Raw genomic sequence first — 15,522 nt, 5'->3', positions numbered from 1 at the left:
GCCCGGACCCGTGCGACCTCCGTACGCTCTGCCCATGTCGAGGCCCCGGTCGAACGTCGTGGTGATCGAGGGCAGTCGCGCCCTGCCCAGCGGCTTCGCGCACCCCCATGCCTCGGAGGAGGCCCGGGAGATCGCCGAGGCAGGGATGATCCTGCGCGTCCAGGTCGGCTCCGGGATGCACGGCACGTCGATCACCGGGCAGGACGACCGCGACGAGATGGGCATCTGCCTCGAGCCGGCCCGGTTCGTGACGGGCCTGGCGCGGGTGCCGCGAGGGATCGACTCCGCGGACCGCGAGGTCGAGTTCGAGCAGTACCAGCGCCACACGGTGTGGGACCGGCCCGGTGGCCTTGCGAACCGCTCCGGCGCGGGAGACCTCGACGTCGTGGTCTACTCCGCGCGCAAGTGGTGCCGCCTCGCGCTCGCCGGCAACCCGACCGTGCTGCTGGCGCTGTTCGTGCCCGACGAGGAGGTCGTCCTCCGCAACGAGGTGGGAGCAGAGCTCGTGGCCAACGCCCACCGGTTCGTCTCCCGGCTGGCGGCGGAGCGGTTCCTCGGCTACCTCCGCTCGCAGAAGCAGGCCATGACCGGCGAGGTCGGCGCCCTCACCAATCGGCCCGAGCTCGTCGCCGTGCACGGCTACGACACCAAGTTCGCCATGCACGCGCTCCGTCTCGGCGTGCAGGGTGTCGAGCTGCTCACGACCGGGCGGATCACCCTGCCCGTGCCCGAGCCGGACCTGTCCCGCCTCCGCGCCGTCCGCCGCGGTGACCTCGGGCTCGACGAGGTCGTCGCCGCGGTGGGTGACGCCGAGCGGCGGCTGGAGGAGCTCCGCGACAGCTCGGACCTGCCACCGCAGCCCGACCGGGACTGGGTCGACGACTGGCTGCACCGCTCGCACCTGGCCTACTGGCAGTCGCCGCGCCCCCGGTAGCCGCCACGCCCGGCCGACGCCCCCGCGGGTCGCTTCGCTCATGCTCTGCAGCCGCCACGCCCGGCCGACGCCCCCGCGGGTCGCTTCGCTCAGGCTCAAGATGCCTCTGCGGAGCCTTCGCTTCGCTCATGCTCTGCAGAGGGGGCGGGATTCGAACCCGCGGTAGGTCTCCCTACGACCGCTTTCAAGGCGGTTCCGATCGGCCGCTCCGGCACCCCTCCTCGTACGACGCCGGGGCGCCGCACACCGCGGGACTCTACCCAACAGGTTCGGCCCCGCCCGCACGTGATGAAATCTCCCGCGTGACGTCCGAGCCCGCCACCGTCCACCGCCTCGCCCCGGCCATCGCCGCGCGCCTGCTGGGCGTGGTGCTGGTCGCCGTCGCCGCGCTGATCCTGGTGAGCACGCTGCTGATCGCGGTCCTCGACCTGCACACCGTGTTCCTGCTGGTGCCGGTGCTCCTCACGGTGGTGGTGCTGACCGCGACCTGGTGGACCTGGCGGCAGAGGGGCTGGGTCGTCCGGCTCACCGCCGAGGGCTACCGGGTGCAGTGGGTACGTGGGGTCGGCGCGGCCACCGGCCGCTGGAAGGACGTCGAGGACGCCGTCACCACCACGATCGCCGACGCGCCCGTCGTGGTGCTGCGCCTGCGCGACGGTCGCACCACGACGATCCCCGTCGAGATGCTCGCCGTCGACCGCGAGGCGTTCGTGCGTGACATCCAGGAGCACCTCCAGCGCGGCCACGGCCTGCGCAAGTGGTGACCTGATTCGGCGCAGGCCCGCCGCGCCTTGTAACCTTCTGTGCGCCCGGCACTCGACGGGCATGGAGGCGTCGCCTAGTCCGGTCTATGGCGCCCGCCTGCTAAGCGGGTTTGGGGCTAAAACCCCATCGAGGGTTCAAATCCCTCCGCCTCCGCCACGATCGGCCCCCTCCTGCAGGAGGGGGCCGACACCGGCCTCCCTGCGTGCATTTGCAAGAACCTGCAATGCACAGACCTGCAGCCGCATCGGCGCGACGTGGCGACGGAGGCTGGGAGACAATGATCCGGTCATCCCCTGTGACACAACTGAGGTGAAGAGCAATGACCCCTGTACGCCGCATCGCCGCCGCCGCCCTCGTGGCCGCGCTCGGGCTCGGATTCGTCGGCATCGGGGCTGGCCCTGCCAACGCCGTCGACACCACGTGGGGCTACAAGGTAAAGGGCGGCAGCACGCAGTCCATCGACACCACCTGGGGCTACAAGAAGAACTTCCGCTGATCGGACGTGCCATGATGTGCACGCAGTGAAAGTGCCGGGACCCGGACCCCTCAACCCCCCACGAGTTTGGTCCGGCAGCCTCCCCCACAGGCGAGTCCTGGCAGCGAGGGCAGCAGCTTTTCGGAGCTGCTGCCCTCGTCCTCTTTCTCCCGCCTCCCGGCGTGTCCGCCAGCCGCGCAGCAGTCAGTCGGCCGAGGCGTCGGTCTCGCGGCCGGAGATGCCGCGCTTGCCCATCTCGTAGCCGAGCTGGAAGCGCGTCTCCACCTCGAACTCGTTCTTCAGGTCCGCGACGTAGGCGGCGTAGGTGCGCGGGCTGACCCCGAGTCGCTTGGCGCCCGCCGGGTCGGCCCGTCCCTCGAGGAGCATCCGGATCGTCATCGCACGCTGCTCGGCGGCGATGTCGCGCATGAGTGAGGTCTCGCTGCTCGTGAACGGCCTGGCGCGCTCCCAGTGGCGCTCGAACATGTCGACGAGGTAGCCCACCATGGACGGCTCGCTGATCACCATCGCGACGTTGAGGCCCTGGTGGCTGGGGATGATGGCGATCCGGCGGTCGACCACGATGAGCCGGTTGAAGAACTCGTCGAGCGTCCGGACCTCGGCCCCCTCGGCGGTCACCGCGGAGACGTACTTGCGGGTGTCGGCGCCGCGCCGGGCCGCGTGCTGGTAGAGCGTACGCATCTTGACCCCGCGCCGGAGGGCGGCGATCTCGCGAGCGCCCGCCTCACCCAGCTGCTTGACTCCTCGCCGGTCCTGGGGCTGGGCCGTGAGCAGCTCCTCCTCGGCCTCGCTCACCATCGAGGCGAGGAAGTTGGCGATGGTCTCACCGCGGATCTCCGCGAACGGTCCGCCGACGGCGCTCGGCGAGCGCCGCCACGCGTGCGACAGCGTGCTGAAGGCCTGAGCCCAGTGGGCCGACTCGGCGATCAGCTCGGCGCCCTGCTGGCCGAGCGGGGCCACGACCTGCGCCTGGACGGCCGCCGGGTCCACGGCGCGCCACGTGAGGCCGTCGTCGCTGCGGGACACGAGGCCGACGTCGACGAGCAGCTCGAAGGCGGCGTGCAGCTCACCACGCGCGGCGATGCGCCTGTCCGTGGCGTCGATGCCCCCGGAGGCGACGATCTCCTCGTAGAGGGGGGTCGACTGCTCCTCGAAGACGATCCGCTCCTGCGGCCCCAAGGGCATGGCACATCCTCCGCTCGACCGATGTCCCCGTGGGGAGGATGGTGCCACACGCGCCCCCGTCATCATGGGACGAAATCGGCTGGACCCGCCCCTCCTCGTACGACGGGAGGGGCGGGTCCTGGCACGTGACGCGCCGGCGATCAGGCGCCGAGGCGGGCCTTCAGCGTGTCGAGCTCGCTCCAGAGCACGGCGGGGAGGTCGTCGCCGAACTTCTCGAACCACTCCTCGATCTGCGGCAGCTCGGCCTTCCACTCCTCGACGTCGACGGCGAGCGCCTTCGCGAGCTCGTCCTCGGTCAGGTCCAGGCCGTCGATGTCGAGCGAGCCCGGCGCGGGGACGTGGCCGATCGGGGTCTCGACCGCGGCCGCCTGGCCGTCGATGCGCTCGATGACCCACTTGAGGACGCGGCTGTTCTCGCCGAAGCCCGGCCAGAGGAAGCCACCGTCGTCACCGCGGCGGAACCAGTTGACGTAGAAGATCTTCGGCAGCTTGGCCGCGTCGTTGTCCTTGCCGATGCCGACCCAGTGGCCGAAGTAGTCGCCGGCGTTGTAGCCGATGAACGGCAGCATCGCCATCGGGTCGCGGCGCACCACGCCGACCGCGCCGACCGCGGCAGCGGTGGTCTCCGACGAGAGGGTGGCGCCCATGAAGGTGCCGTGGTTCCAGTCGCGGGCCTCGGTCACCAGCGGGATCGTCGTCTTGCGACGGCCACCGAAGAGGATCGCGTCGATCGGGACACCGCGCGGGTCGTCGTACTCGTCGGCGAGGATGGAGCACTGCTTGATCGGGGTGCAGTAGCGGCTGTTGGCGTGGCTGGAGAGCTCACCGGTCTCCTCGGCCAGCTCGGGGGTCCAGCGCTCGCCCTTCCAGCTCGTGGCCTCGGCCGGCGTGTTCTCCAGGCCCTCCCACCAGACGTTGCCGTCGGGGGTGAGCGCCACGTTGGTGAAGACCGAGTTGCCCTTGCGGATGGTCTCCATCGCGTGGGGGTTGGTGTGCTCGTTGGTGCCGGGGGCCACGCCGAAGAAGCCGAACTCCGGGTTGACCGCCCAGAGGCGGCCGTCCTCACCGATGCGCATCCAGGCGATGTCGTCGCCGATGGCCTCGACCTTCCAGCCGGGGATCGTCGGCTTGAGCATGGCCAGGTTGGTCTTGCCGCACGCGCTCGGGAAGGCGGCGGCGACATACTTGGTGACGCCCTGGGGCGAGGTGAGCTTGAGGATCAGCATGTGCTCGGCGAGCCAGCCCTCGTCGCGCGCCATGACCGAGGCGATGCGCAGCGCGTAGCACTTCTTGCCGAGCAGGGCGTTGCCGCCGTAGCCGGAGCCGAAGCTCCAGATCATCCGCTCCTCGGGGAACTGCACGATGTACTTGGTGTCGTTGCACGGCCACGCGACGTCGGCCTGGCCGGGCTCGAGCGGCATGCCGACGGAGTGGAGGGCGGGGACCCACTGGGGGTCGTCGCCGGCGGCCTCGAGCTCCTCGATCCGACGCAGCACGTCGGTGCCCATGCGGGCCATCACGCGCATCGAGACCGTGACGTAGGCGGAGTCGGTGATCTCGATGCCGAACATCGGGTGCTCGGCGTCGAGGTGGCCCATGACGAACGGGATGACGTACATCGTCCGGCCCTGCATGCACCCGGCGTAGAGCCCGCGCATGAGCTCCTTCATCTTCTCCGGGTCCATCCAGTTGTTGGTGGGTCCGGCGTCGCGCTCGTCGACCGAGCAGATGTAGGTGCGGTCCTCGACGCGGGCGACGTCGGTGGGGTCGGACGCGGCGTGGAACGAGTTGGGCATGACCTCGGGGTTGAGGCGGGTGAACGTCCCGGTCGCCTCGAGGGAGGCGGTGAGCTGCGCCCACTCCTCGTCGGAGCCGGTGCACCAGTGGATCGAGGCGGGCTGGGTCAGCTCGGCGACCTCGGTGACCCAGGCGAGGATGCCCGGGTGGGTGGTCGGCGGGGTCGTCTGGGTGTCGATCGTTGCGGTCATGACCGTTTCCTTCAGCGTGCGTAGCGGCTGGTTCGCGCGGCCTCGTTGTCGGCGACTTGCGGGGACGCTAGCGGCGTGTGCACGGCCGGACATATTGGATCGATCACAGACGTGTGACGCGGGTCTCGCTACCTTCCGGTACCCGACTTCCGTCGATCCTCGACGGAAGGGATCGTCGTCGGGGGTCAGGCCGCGACGCGCTCCGGCGCAGCCGCGAGCTCGGCGGTGTCGGCCTTGTGGGCGCGCCACGAGTGGCTCACCGCGAAGCCCCAGACCGCGGCGATCGCGACGTAGAGGCCGAGCGCGACGCCCCCGGGCACCGTGACCAGGTCGGCGTTGACGAGCGTACGGGTGTTGGTCAGCACGATCAGGCCGCCGACCAGGGAGCCGAGCATCCGCGCGGGGATGACCTTGACCAGCATCGCGGCGAAGGGAGCCACGACCACGCCGCCGATGAGCAGGCCGACGACGATCTGCCACTGGATGCCGGCGAAGCCGAGGGCGGTGAGGAAGCCGATCGAGGCGGCGAGGGTGACCACGAACTCCGAGGTGCTGACCGAGCCGATGACCTTGCGCGGCTCCATCCGGCCGTTGGCGAGCAGCGCCGGGGTGCCGATCGGGCCCCAGCCGCCACCGGCGGTCGCGTCGACGAAGCCGGCCACGCCGCCGAGCGGCACGAGGAACCGGCGACCGACAGGCTGCCCCACCCGGCTGGAGTCGAAGCCCTTCACCGTGAACCGCACCAGGAGGTAGGAGCCGAGACCGAGGAGCAGCACGGACATGACGACCTTGGCCAGGTCGACCGGCATGTTGACCAGCAGCGTGGCGCCGACGAACGCGCCGATCGCGCCCGGGACCGCGATGTTGCGCACGACGCGCCAGTCGACGTTGCCGAAGGAGTGGTGGGCGATGCCGGACGCGGCGGTGGTGCCGAGCTGGGCGAGCTGCACCATCGCCGAGGCCATCGCCGGGTTGGTGCCGATCATGAGCAGCAGCGTCGTGGACGTGACGCCGTACGCCATCCCGAGGCTGCCGTCGACGAGCTGGGCGGCGACGCCCACGAGGGCGAACATGACGAGCTTCTGCACGGTGACTCCTCCGCGGGGACCAGGACGATGTCACTAAAGTACAGTGTGTTGATAGGAATTACCTAATCGCTTGTCGGAGTGTCCTTTCAGGTCCTGAGCCCCAGCCGGCGTCAGATCGGTGCGTCGGGGTCGATGCTGCGCGTCTCCGAGCGCCGGTTGCGCGCACTGAGGTGGTCCCGCAGGTAGAGCTTCGGCAGGATCTTCGCCACGGCGAGGGTCACGTAGACGATCGTGTTGATCGCCACGAAGGCCGCGAGGACGGCGATGAGCTCGTTGCGGAGGATGCTGTCGGGGAGCAGCACGCCCATCGGGACGACGGCTGTGGGCGCAGCGACCACGTCAGGCTCCCGTCCGGACGCCGGAGTCGGGCTGGACGACGTGCTTCCAGTCCGCCTCGCGGGCCATCGTGAGGTCCCAGATGCCCTTGACGTAGACCACGTTGAGGAACATCGCGTAGAAGAGCTCCGGGAAGAGCGAGAGTCCGAGCAGCCGGGCCCTCCAGCCCCCGCGCCAGACGGTGACCACGCGCTCGAGCGTGAAGACGAGGCCGATGCCGATCCAGAACGGGAACCACACCCAGGTCGAGGTCGCCAGCACCATCAGGACGATGAGGAGCAGGTAGGACCCGAGGGCGATGACGCCGTAGCCGATGCCGAGCTGCTGCATCCAGTAGCGGAAGGTCTGGGGGCGCAGGCCGTACGCGCCGAGGTTCTCGAGTGCACCCCGCTGCCACCGCAGGCGCTGGGCCCACAACGCGCTCCACGTCGGCATCACCTCGGTGACGACCGTGCACTCGCGCGGGGAGACCATGAGGGCGCCGAGGGTCTTGAGCGCGATGGTCAGCTCGTTGTCCTCGGTGAGGGCGACCGTGTCGTAGACGTCGCCGGGGACGCCGGGCAGGATCTTGCCGCGCTCGTCGGCGACCGCCCGCAGCGCGCGCGGGCGGAACACCGAGGCGGTGCCGGTCAGCACGAAGACGCGGCCGCGGCGGCGGCGCAGGTCGCGCTGGTAGCGGGTGTACTCGTTGCGCTGGAACTGACCGATCAGGCCGAAACCGTCCTCGCCGTAGAAGAGGCCGCCGACCGCCATCAGCGCGCGGTCGTCGGTGAGTCGCCGGGTCGCCCCCGCGAGGAACCCCGGGTCCAGCGTGGTGTCGGCGTCCATCACCATCACGCAGTCGTTGTCGCCCTGGCCCGGCAGGATCTCGCGCAGCGCCTGGTTGAGGCCGCCGGCCTTCTTGTGCCGGTTGTCGACGGTCTCGAACACCTCGACGCCCGCCGCGCGAGCCAGCCGTACGGTGCCGTCGGTGCAGTTGTCGGCCACGACCACGATCCGCGCCGGCGGTGGCGACTGCGCGAGGAGCGAGTCGAGGGTCTGGGTGATGCACCCCTCCTCGTTGTGCGCCGGGATGAGGACGGTGATCGTGACGGGTCCGGCGTACTGGCCGCGGGTCTCGGCCATGACGAGCTTCGGGGCCAGCGGCATCCGGTTGCCGTCCTCGCTGCGCCGGGCCCGGGTCAGCAGGCGACGTTCGAGGCCCGCCACGCCGGCGGCCAGCAGCAGGGCCACGCCCACCGCGGCGAGCAGCACCCGCGGGGACGGCATCTCGGTGTCGTAGAAGACGCGCCAGATGCCGAAGAGGACGCCCTCGTCCGGGGACCGGCCGACCTCCGGGTCGCTGGAGGCAACGGCCACCCACAGGATCACCGCACCCAGGGCGGCCGTGCCGATGATCGCCACCCCGACTGATCGCTGCAGCCACTGCATGTCGTCCCGAGCCTCCTAGATCCACGGCAGGCGTCCGCCGCCGGTCAGTCGTGCGGTGCCGTCCCGACGGCGGCCGGCAGGAACTTGTCCACGAACTCGTCGTAGGGCACCGGCCTCCCGATCAGGTAGCCCTGGGCGAAGTCGACGCCCTCCTCGCGGCACACCTCGAGGATCTGCGGGTCCGACACGAACTCGGCGACCGTCCGCTTGCCGAGGTCGCGGGCGATGCCGACGATCGAGCGCATGATGGTGCGGTCGACCGCCGACTCGTGGACGTGCGCGACGAACTCGCCGTCGATCTTCACGTAGTCGAAGAACAGGTGCTTGAGGTAGTAGAACGACCCGAACCCAGCGCCGAAGTCGTCGAGCGCGAAGGCGCACCCCAGGTCGGTCATCCGGGCGGCGAAGTCGCGGGCGAGGGCCACGTCGGCCACCGCGGCGGTCTCGGTGATCTCCAGGATGAGCGCCGAGGGGTCGACCTCGTGCCGGGCGAGCGAGGCGACGATCGCGCGCTCGATCTCGGGGTTGCCGATGGAGTGGCCCGACAGGTTGACCTCCAGCTCGAAGCGAGGGTCGTGCTCGCGGCGCAGGCGGGCGAGCAGCTCGAGGCTCTTGTCGACCACCCACGCGTCGACCAGCGGCATCAGTCCGACCCGCTCGGCGATGTAGACGAAGCGTGACGGCGGCACGAGCTCGTCCTCGTCGCGCAGCCGGAGCAGCACCTCCGCCGAGCTGATCCGTCCGTCGGAGATGTCCATGATCGGCTGGAGGTGCAGCTCGAAGCGGTCGTGCTCGAGGGCGTCCTCGATGCGGCTCTGCCACTGCAGGCGGGCAGCGGCCCGCGGGCCGCGGGTGTCGCCCTCCGGCAGGACGGCGACCTGGTTGCGGCCGGCCTCCTTGGCGTCGTACATCGTCATGTCGGCGAGGGCGAGGATGTCGGCGCTGTGCTCGGACGCCGCCTGGAAGGTGACCGCGCCGACGCTCGCAGTGACCCGGCGCGCGACGCCGTCGAGGGTCGCGGCGTGGGCGCCGATGCGCTCGACGACGAGGTCCGCCACACGCTGGGCGGCGGCCTGGTCGCCGTCGGTGAGCAGGATCGCGAACTCGTCGCCGCCCAGGCGCGCCACCACGTCGGTGGTGCGGATGGACCGCCGCAGCAGCCCGGCGATGTTGACGAGCAGCTCGTCGCCGGCGTTGTGCCCGAGCGAGTCGTTGACCTGCTTGAAGTTGTCGAGGTCGAGGAGCAGCAGCGCCCCGGTCGGACCATGGCGACGGCACCGGTCGAGGTGGCGCTGCAGCTCGTTGTCGAAGCGTCGCCGGTTGGCCAGCCCCGTGAGGACGTCGTGGTCGGCGAGGTGCGCGAGCCGGTCGAGGTAGCGGCGACGGTCGGACATGTCGACCACGTTGACCATCACGATCTGGCCCATCTCGGGATCCGCCACGACGGTGCTGCTGAGCGCGACGTGCACGTCGTTGCCGCCCGAGTCGCGCAGCAGGCACTCGGTGTCGAGGGAGTCGCCACGGTCGAGCAGCAGGCGATCGAGGTGGTCCTGGATGCGGTCCTCGCCGGGCGTCTCGAAGGCCCCCAGGCGGTGCCCGACCATCTCGGGCGGCTCGAGCCCGAGCAGGACCGCCATCGACACGTTGACCCGGATGATCGTGCCGGCGGAGTCGAGGAGCGCCACCCCGTGCGGCGCGTCGTCGAAGAGCCTCTCGACCCGCTCGCTGGCCGTTCGCGCGCGCCGCGTCTGTCGCGCGAGGTCGCGGACGATGCGCTGGAGCACCGGCGCGAGCACGACCGCGACCGCCCCCCACATCACGGCGCGACGCCAGTCACCCAGGACGTACGCGGGAGGGCCGATGACCACGACGGGGACCACGAGGGTGGCAACGGACAACCCGCTCGCGATCCAGAGCTGGCGCGGGGTGCCGGTGATCGCCAGCCACAGGATCGGCAGCAGGAGCAGCACCGTCATGCCCGAGGACGAGCCCCCGGTGCCCGCCCCGGCGGCGTCGTTGACGAGACCGGCGAAGGGGAACAGCAGGTAGGCGGCCAGCGGGTCCAGCCAGGTCCGCTCGTGGCGGCGCCGGCTCGCCACGAAGACCAGGGCCGAGGACACCAGGGCGAGGGCGGCCAGGGCGACCACCCACCAGGGCCGCTCGTAGGGCGGCAGGAGCACGGTGAGCAGGCCGAGCGCCGCCACGACGCCGAACGGCCAGGCGAGCGCGGGCGTGCCGCGTCGCAGGTCGGGGCGGGCGGACCCTCGTGCGGGGGTCTCCGAGACAGGACGTCGCACCCGACCACCCTAGTGGCGGTCGGGTCGCGACGGGGCGGATCAGTCCTCGGCGTCGAGGTCGGCGGCGACCCGGCGGTGCGCCTCCCAGATCTCCTCGGGCATCCGCTCGAACTGGGAGAGGTGCTCCTCGCGGAAGCCCATCTCCTGCTGCCAGCGCTCCTTGTCGATGGTGAGGATGCGCTCGAGGTCCGCTGCCGGGACGTCCATGCCGGTGAGGTCCAGCTCGTCCTCGGTCGGGATGATGCCGACCGCCGTACGGCGTCCGCTGACCTCGCCGTTCTTGAGCTGGAGCAGCCACAGCAGCGGCCGCAGGTTGTCGCGGTAGCCCGGCCACAGGAAGTGGCCGTCGTCGGGGTCCTTCTGGAACCAGTTGACGTGGGCGAAGATCGGCTGCTCCTTCGCCGCCCCGACGACGTCGAGGTAGTGGCGCGCGTAGTCGCCCTCGCCGTAGGCCATGAACGGACGGTTCGACATCGGGTCGTAGCGCAGCTGACCGTCGACGCCCTCGGCCGCGAAGGTCGCCTCGGCACCCAGGGTCAGCCCGTCGTACACGCCCTCGGCGAGGTCGGTGATCGCGCGGATCAGCGGCTCGCGGTCGCGGGTTCGGCCGCCGAAGATGATCGCGTCGATCGGCACACCCGCCGGCGCGTCGTAGTCGGGCGCGATGTTGGGCACGTTGTCGAGCGTCGTGGTGAAGCGGCTGTTGGGGTGCGCCCAGGCGGCGGTGTCGTTGTCCTTGCGGTCCGCCAGCGGGGCGCCGGTCCAGTCGAGCCAGCCCTTCACGTTGCTCGGCGGCTTCGGCGTGCGGCCCTCCCACCAGACCTCGCCGGTCGTGGGGTTGTAGGCGACGTTGGTGAAGATCGCCTGCGTGCCCTCCTCGATGGAGGCCAGGGCGTTGGGGTTGGTCGTCTCGTTGGTGTCCTTGGCGACCCCGAACACGCCGTACTCCGGGTTCATCCCCATCAGCCGGCCGGACTCCTCGTCGACCCAGAGCCAGGCGATGTCGTCGCCGTAGAACGACACGTGGTAACGATCACCGAGCGCGTCGGGGGCCGCCATCATCGCGAGGTTGGTCTTGCCGGAGGCGCTCGGGAAGCCACCGCAGACGTGGTAGGTCCGGCCCGTCTCCTTGTCGTGGATGCCGATGAGCATGTACTGCTCGGCGAGGAACTTCCTGCTCGCCCAGCCGTCGTACGCCCCCTGCCGCAGGCCGTGCGCGATCTTGCCGAGCAGCGCGTTGCCGCCGTAGGAGGAGCCGAAGTGCAGGATGGTGCGCTCGTCCGCGACGGTGACGAAGTAGCGCTGGTCGTCGGGCGTGCCCTGCCCGAGGTGCTCGAGGTCGCCGGTGACGTGGACCGCGCGGACGAACGAGTCGGGGTCCTCGAGGTCGTTGACGAACTGCACGCCGACGCGGGCCATGCGGATCATGTGGAGCACCACGGTGCGGGTGTCGGTGAGCTCGACGCCGGCCGCCCACGGCTCGAGCGGGTTGCCGGCCGGGGCCATCAGATAGGGGATGACGTACATCGTCTTGCCCTCGGATGCGCCGCGCATCCGGTCGTGGAGCATCGGCTTCATCTCCGAGGCCGGGCGCCAGTTGTTGTAGACGCCGCGGTCCTTCTCGTCGCTGGTCGCGACGATCGTGCGCTCCTCGGAGCGGGCGGTGTCCTTGTAGTAGCTGCGGGAGTAGTAGCGCCCCTCCCCGGCCCGCTGGAGCTCGCCGGCGGCGACCGCCTCCTCGAGCAACCGCGCGTCGTCGGAGGCGTTGACCACCTCGACGTGCTCCGCGCCGGTCAGCTCGGCGTACTCCTTGACGAACTCACGGACCTTCGGGTTGGTCAGCCCGGCTTCGTCCAGGACTGCCTCGAGATCTGCCATCGCGCTGCCTCTCGTCGTGCGGCGGTGCCTCGCCGCGGTGCGGGTGCTTGGCACCCTAGGGCACCGTCGAGGTGCGCGGCGGGGGTCGATGGTCCCGACTGCGCGACGAAGGTCCCGGCCGCGCACCGGTCCCTGATTTCGCTCGCCCGGAGTGCGTCGGCTATCCTCGTCCAGTCCTCGCAGGCCGGTCGGCCCGCTCGGACGGGCGCCTGTAGCTCAACGGATAGAGCATCTGACTACGGATCAGAAGGTTTGGGGTTCGAATCCCTACAGGCGCGCAGAGCAAGAAGCCTCTGACCTGCAGAAACGCAGGCCAGAGGCTTTTTGCGTTGAGCCCTCGTCCCGCCGCATCCATCGCTTACTCATCGCTTTCGGCAGCGGGAGCGACGAGGTCGGACAGCAGCGCGCGGACATCCGGACCCCGGTGCGTCCGTTGGATGTAGTGCTTTTCTGTGACCGCGGACGATGAGTGCCCCAGCTGAGCCGAGGCCGTGAGGGCGTCGAACTGCCTCGTAAGTACGGTGGCAACAGTCTTCCTAAACGTATGAGATGTCACCGCCGCCCAAGCAGGGTTCCGTCGCCCGAAAGCTCGCCACTGCTTAGAAACATTCCGCGAGTCGCGAAGGGTGCCGGTCGCCGAGGGAAAAACCACGTCGAACTCGTTCGCATGCTGCTCAACCCGACGCCGAAGCAGCATCTCGACAGCGAAAGGGGGCAGTTGCAGCACGCGTCTACCCGCCGCGCTCTTGGGACTCTCCTGAATCTTGATGCCACCGCCCGCTTCCCGAACCAGAGTTGCCGCGATGGAGACCGTTGGTGTCTCCGCGCCAAGATCCACGTGACTCCACCTCAGGGCCAACGCCTCGTTGATCCGCACGCCGGTGGCCAACAACAGATCGATCAGGTCTGGGAAATCGGCTGCCACGGCTGAGGGGTCCAATCGGACCGCTTGCCGCAGTGCGACCACCTCCTCTGCAGCGAGCGCGACTACGACCTTGGAGCCGACTGCAACAGGTCGCGTCTGCCCAGCCAGGTTGACCTGGAGGGCGTCGTGACGGACCGCAACACCCAGGATGCCCGTAAGCGCGGTTCTGACCGCCTTGGCGGCACTGGGGCCCGACCGATCTCTCACGGCCGTCAGGTGGCTGTCAATGAGTCCTACAGAGAGCTCATGCACTCGGAGTGAGCCCAAGGCTGGGCGCACGTGGCGCTCCACGACCTCGCGATACCGCTCCTTCGTTCCTACCGCCTTGTCGGAGTCGTTGACCTCACGTAGCCACATGTCGGCGACGGCGTTTAGGCGCGTGGCACCCGTGACGCTGTCGCCGGTCGGTCGAGACCGCGTCTGCAGTCGGAGCAACAACTCTGCTTCTGCCTTGGACCTCGTGGTTCCTGACGCCTCCACCAGGCGCGTCCTTCCATCGAAGTCGCGGAATCTTGCTCTGGCGCGCCATGAGCCAGTTCCACGATGGACGACGCTGATACGCCCCCAGGACCCAAGCCTCAGCGGCGGCCTAGGCACGGTCTTGTCCGGACGGCGGAGCTGGGTCATAACCTGCAGCGGCCCACTGTGCATCATCCGCCACATTCAACGCGGCAAGGGCTTCCATCTCCCATTGGTGTGAGGGGTCTGCGTCTTGCTCGCCTACGGCGGCGATTTCAGCCTTGAGCTCCTCCTCTATGACCGCTATACGAGTCGAGACCCACGTTCTTCTCTTCTCGTGCCGCTCGTCGTCAGTCAACACCTCGGCAGGCCGTACGCGCTTCATGAACTGCCATGAGAATGAACTGGAGTCGTTCGGCGGTCTCGTGAGAGACAGGTGTCCCGTGGCCCATCGCCACGCCATGGCAGTGTGGAGTGGGCCGCCTGAATACCCGGTTACGGCGCAGTCGATCGATGAGCCGCGCTCCCGAGGCATCAGGAGCGCATTGGGATTGACGTCAAGGGCGAGCGCTAGCGCGACGAGATCATCTACGTCCACGCGCCGCTCCCCCGACTCGATCCTGCGCAGGCCGAGGGGCGGGATGAGATGACCTCGTCGCTCGAGTTCCCTCGAGAGCTCTGCATAGGTCATGCCCGCCTCCGTACGGAAGTGCGCGATGTTCGCGCGTGTCGTCGCGGAGGTCGGCCCCGAGGGCAACTGCTTACCAGCCATGAGAAGGGAGCATAGACGATCAAAAATGAAGGTGCACGAAGCCCGTCCCTGAACTAATGAAAATCCATGGGAGAGTTCTAGTCCGCACCTGAGCGATCAAAGTGATCGCCTATACGACTGAACGGAACAAGTCATGGATGCCGCACCCAATGCCAACCACCTGCTGTCGCCGCAGGACCTGGCCGCTCTGATCGCTGTGCCGGTTGCCACGGTCTACCGCTGGAGGTCCGCCGGCTCGGGACCGCGCGGCTACCGGATCGGCAAGCACGTCCGATTTCGGATGTCGGACGTCGAGGCGTGGCTGGATGCGTGCGCTGACCAGCCAGCGTGAGCGTCACTCGTCATCTCGCGCCTACTAACAGCGGGCGGAACATGCAGGAAAACACCGCGGCCCGCTTCGGCATCGACACCATCGCCGTGCGGGGGCCGGCTTCGGCCGTCCACGAACGGATCAGTGGGCAACGACTGCGCCGGGCTATTGATCCGACGTCGGGCCAGTTCACGGAACACCTCGCCAGCGAACGGGTACGCCTCGATGACCGAGACCTCGAGGTCCAGTTGTGGCGGGAGCCATCGGGCGTAGTCGCGATGGAGTTCTCCGTGCCCAAGGCAGTCCGCGGGGACAACCGCCAGCCGGCAGGGGTGGAAGAGGCGGTCTTGGCGGTCCAGATGGCTCATCAGGCGGCGGCGACGGCGGTCCACTGGCGATGCGAACCTGAGCAACTCGTCATCACGCGGATTGATCTTGCGAGAGACTTCACCGGCATCGGGGACCCGCGTGGTCTGATCGACCGCCTGGCCCATGTTCCGCCGAACAGAATGAGAACCCGTACATACCTCGTGAATCGCCCCGGGTCTGGTGGAGGCTCTCAATCCATGGAGGATGAGAGTCATGGCAGCACCCAGGAAGTACCCCGACGAGCTGCGTGAGCGAGCGACCCGGATGGCGGTGGAGCTGCGGGCGGACC

General features: G+C 69.3%; 14 protein-coding genes and 3 tRNA genes. 7 read left to right on the top strand and 10 right to left on the bottom strand.

The window, feature by feature from the left end; translation table 11 throughout:
* Positions 1 to 34 precede the first annotated feature (34 nt).
* Positions 35 to 934 (top strand): DNA polymerase beta superfamily protein, encoded by a 900-nt coding sequence (locus IEZ24_RS12065; RefSeq protein WP_129454107.1) that lies wholly within the window; start codon positions 35 to 37, stop codon positions 932 to 934.
* Positions 935 to 1,070: 136 nt separating this feature from the next.
* Here IEZ24_RS12065 and IEZ24_RS12060 read toward each other — a convergent pair.
* Positions 1,071 to 1,155 (bottom strand) — tRNA-Ser (locus tag IEZ24_RS12060).
* Between the two features lie 81 nt (positions 1,156 to 1,236).
* Between IEZ24_RS12060 and IEZ24_RS12055 the strand changes: the two genes are divergently transcribed.
* From IEZ24_RS12055 to IEZ24_RS12045, 3 genes are all read left to right on the top strand, one after another.
* Positions 1,237 to 1,698 (top strand): hypothetical protein, encoded by a 462-nt coding sequence (locus tag IEZ24_RS12055; RefSeq protein ID WP_129454106.1) that lies wholly within the window; start codon positions 1,237 to 1,239, stop codon positions 1,696 to 1,698.
* A 63-nt stretch (positions 1,699 to 1,761) separates the two neighbouring features.
* Positions 1,762 to 1,855, top strand: a tRNA-Ser gene (locus IEZ24_RS12050).
* A gap of 163 nt (positions 1,856 to 2,018) precedes the next feature.
* Positions 2,019 to 2,195, top strand: a complete 177-nt coding sequence (locus IEZ24_RS12045) for a hypothetical protein (RefSeq protein WP_165356017.1) — start codon at positions 2,019 to 2,021, stop codon at positions 2,193 to 2,195.
* A gap of 183 nt (positions 2,196 to 2,378) precedes the next feature.
* On the opposite strand, the gene IEZ24_RS12040 is transcribed toward IEZ24_RS12045, so the two are convergent.
* From IEZ24_RS12040 to IEZ24_RS12010, 7 genes are all read right to left on the bottom strand, one after another.
* Positions 2,379 to 3,380, bottom strand: coding sequence for a TrmB family transcriptional regulator (locus tag IEZ24_RS12040; RefSeq protein ID WP_165356016.1), 1,002 nt, complete (start codon positions 3,378 to 3,380; stop codon positions 2,379 to 2,381).
* Between the two features lie 140 nt (positions 3,381 to 3,520).
* Positions 3,521 to 5,368, bottom strand: a complete 1,848-nt coding sequence (locus tag IEZ24_RS12035; RefSeq protein WP_129454105.1) for a phosphoenolpyruvate carboxykinase (GTP) — start codon at positions 5,366 to 5,368, stop codon at positions 3,521 to 3,523.
* Positions 5,369 to 5,553: 185 nt separating this feature from the next.
* A complete protein-coding gene (locus tag IEZ24_RS12030; protein ID WP_129454104.1) occupies positions 5,554 to 6,456 on the bottom strand; it encodes a sulfite exporter TauE/SafE family protein in 903 nt (300 codons plus the stop codon).
* A 110-nt stretch (positions 6,457 to 6,566) separates the two neighbouring features.
* Entirely contained in the window at positions 6,567 to 6,794 is a 228-nt protein-coding gene (locus IEZ24_RS12025) for a hypothetical protein (RefSeq protein WP_207206737.1), read from the bottom strand.
* A 1-nt stretch (position 6,795) separates the two neighbouring features.
* Positions 6,796 to 8,223 (bottom strand): glycosyltransferase family 2 protein, encoded by a 1,428-nt coding sequence (locus IEZ24_RS12020; RefSeq protein ID WP_129454103.1) that lies wholly within the window; start codon positions 8,221 to 8,223, stop codon positions 6,796 to 6,798.
* Positions 8,224 to 8,267: 44 nt separating this feature from the next.
* Positions 8,268 to 10,520 carry a putative bifunctional diguanylate cyclase/phosphodiesterase gene (locus IEZ24_RS12015; RefSeq protein WP_129454102.1) on the bottom strand — a complete coding sequence of 751 codons (2,253 nt, stop codon included), beginning with the start codon at positions 10,518 to 10,520 and terminating at the stop codon, positions 8,268 to 8,270.
* Between the two features lie 39 nt (positions 10,521 to 10,559).
* Entirely contained in the window at positions 10,560 to 12,398 is a 1,839-nt protein-coding gene (locus tag IEZ24_RS12010; RefSeq protein WP_129454101.1) for a phosphoenolpyruvate carboxykinase (GTP), read from the bottom strand.
* 205 nt (positions 12,399 to 12,603) lie between these two features.
* Between IEZ24_RS12010 and IEZ24_RS12005 the strand changes: the two genes are divergently transcribed.
* Positions 12,604 to 12,676, top strand: a tRNA-Arg gene (locus IEZ24_RS12005).
* Positions 12,677 to 12,756: 80 nt separating this feature from the next.
* Here the strand turns inward: IEZ24_RS12005 and IEZ24_RS12000 are convergent.
* A complete protein-coding gene (locus IEZ24_RS12000; RefSeq protein ID WP_165356015.1) occupies positions 12,757 to 13,803 on the bottom strand; it encodes a site-specific integrase in 1,047 nt (348 codons plus the stop codon).
* Between the two features lie 109 nt (positions 13,804 to 13,912).
* Positions 13,913 to 14,554, bottom strand: a complete 642-nt coding sequence (locus IEZ24_RS11995) for a helix-turn-helix domain-containing protein (RefSeq protein WP_129454099.1) — start codon at positions 14,552 to 14,554, stop codon at positions 13,913 to 13,915.
* A 133-nt stretch (positions 14,555 to 14,687) separates the two neighbouring features.
* Here IEZ24_RS11995 and IEZ24_RS11990 point away from each other — a divergent pair, with 133 nt between their 5' ends.
* Both IEZ24_RS11990 and IEZ24_RS11985 read left to right on the top strand, forming a co-directional pair.
* Positions 14,688 to 14,885, top strand: coding sequence for a helix-turn-helix transcriptional regulator (locus IEZ24_RS11990; protein WP_129454098.1), 198 nt, complete (start codon positions 14,688 to 14,690; stop codon positions 14,883 to 14,885).
* Between the two features lie 41 nt (positions 14,886 to 14,926).
* Positions 14,927 to 15,484 carry a hypothetical protein gene (locus tag IEZ24_RS11985; RefSeq protein ID WP_191192853.1) on the top strand — a complete coding sequence of 186 codons (558 nt, stop codon included), beginning with the start codon at positions 14,927 to 14,929 and terminating at the stop codon, positions 15,482 to 15,484.
* The last annotated feature ends 38 nt before the right edge of the window (positions 15,485 to 15,522 follow it).

The organism is Nocardioides ganghwensis, assembly GCF_014779655.1.
Lineage (GTDB): Bacteria > Actinomycetota > Actinomycetes > Propionibacteriales > Nocardioidaceae > Nocardioides > Nocardioides ganghwensis.
Note: the sequence above shows the minus strand (reverse complement) of the source record. Positions and strands in the feature narration are given on the sequence as shown.

Excerpts from the sequence above, each read along its gene's own strand:
- IEZ24_RS12065 (WP_129454107.1), top strand. The coding sequence starts at position 35 with ATGTCGAGGCCCCGGTCGAACGTCGTGGTGATCGAGGGCAGTCGCGCC.
- IEZ24_RS12045 (WP_165356017.1), top strand. The coding sequence starts at position 2,019 with ATGACCCCTGTACGCCGCATCGCCGCCGCCGCCCTCGTGGCCGCGCTC.
- IEZ24_RS12040 (WP_165356016.1), bottom strand. The coding sequence starts at position 3,380 with ATGCCCTTGGGGCCGCAGGAGCGGATCGTCTTCGAGGAGCAGTCGACC.
- IEZ24_RS12035 (WP_129454105.1), bottom strand. The coding sequence starts at position 5,368 with ATGACCGCAACGATCGACACCCAGACGACCCCGCCGACCACCCACCCG.
- IEZ24_RS12020 (WP_129454103.1), bottom strand. The coding sequence starts at position 8,223 with ATGCAGTGGCTGCAGCGATCAGTCGGGGTGGCGATCATCGGCACGGCC.
- IEZ24_RS12010 (WP_129454101.1), bottom strand. The coding sequence starts at position 12,398 with ATGGCAGATCTCGAGGCAGTCCTGGACGAAGCCGGGCTGACCAACCCG.
- IEZ24_RS11995 (WP_129454099.1), bottom strand. The coding sequence starts at position 14,554 with ATGGCTGGTAAGCAGTTGCCCTCGGGGCCGACCTCCGCGACGACACGC.
- IEZ24_RS11990 (WP_129454098.1), top strand. The coding sequence starts at position 14,688 with ATGGATGCCGCACCCAATGCCAACCACCTGCTGTCGCCGCAGGACCTG.
- IEZ24_RS11985 (WP_191192853.1), top strand. The coding sequence starts at position 14,927 with ATGCAGGAAAACACCGCGGCCCGCTTCGGCATCGACACCATCGCCGTG.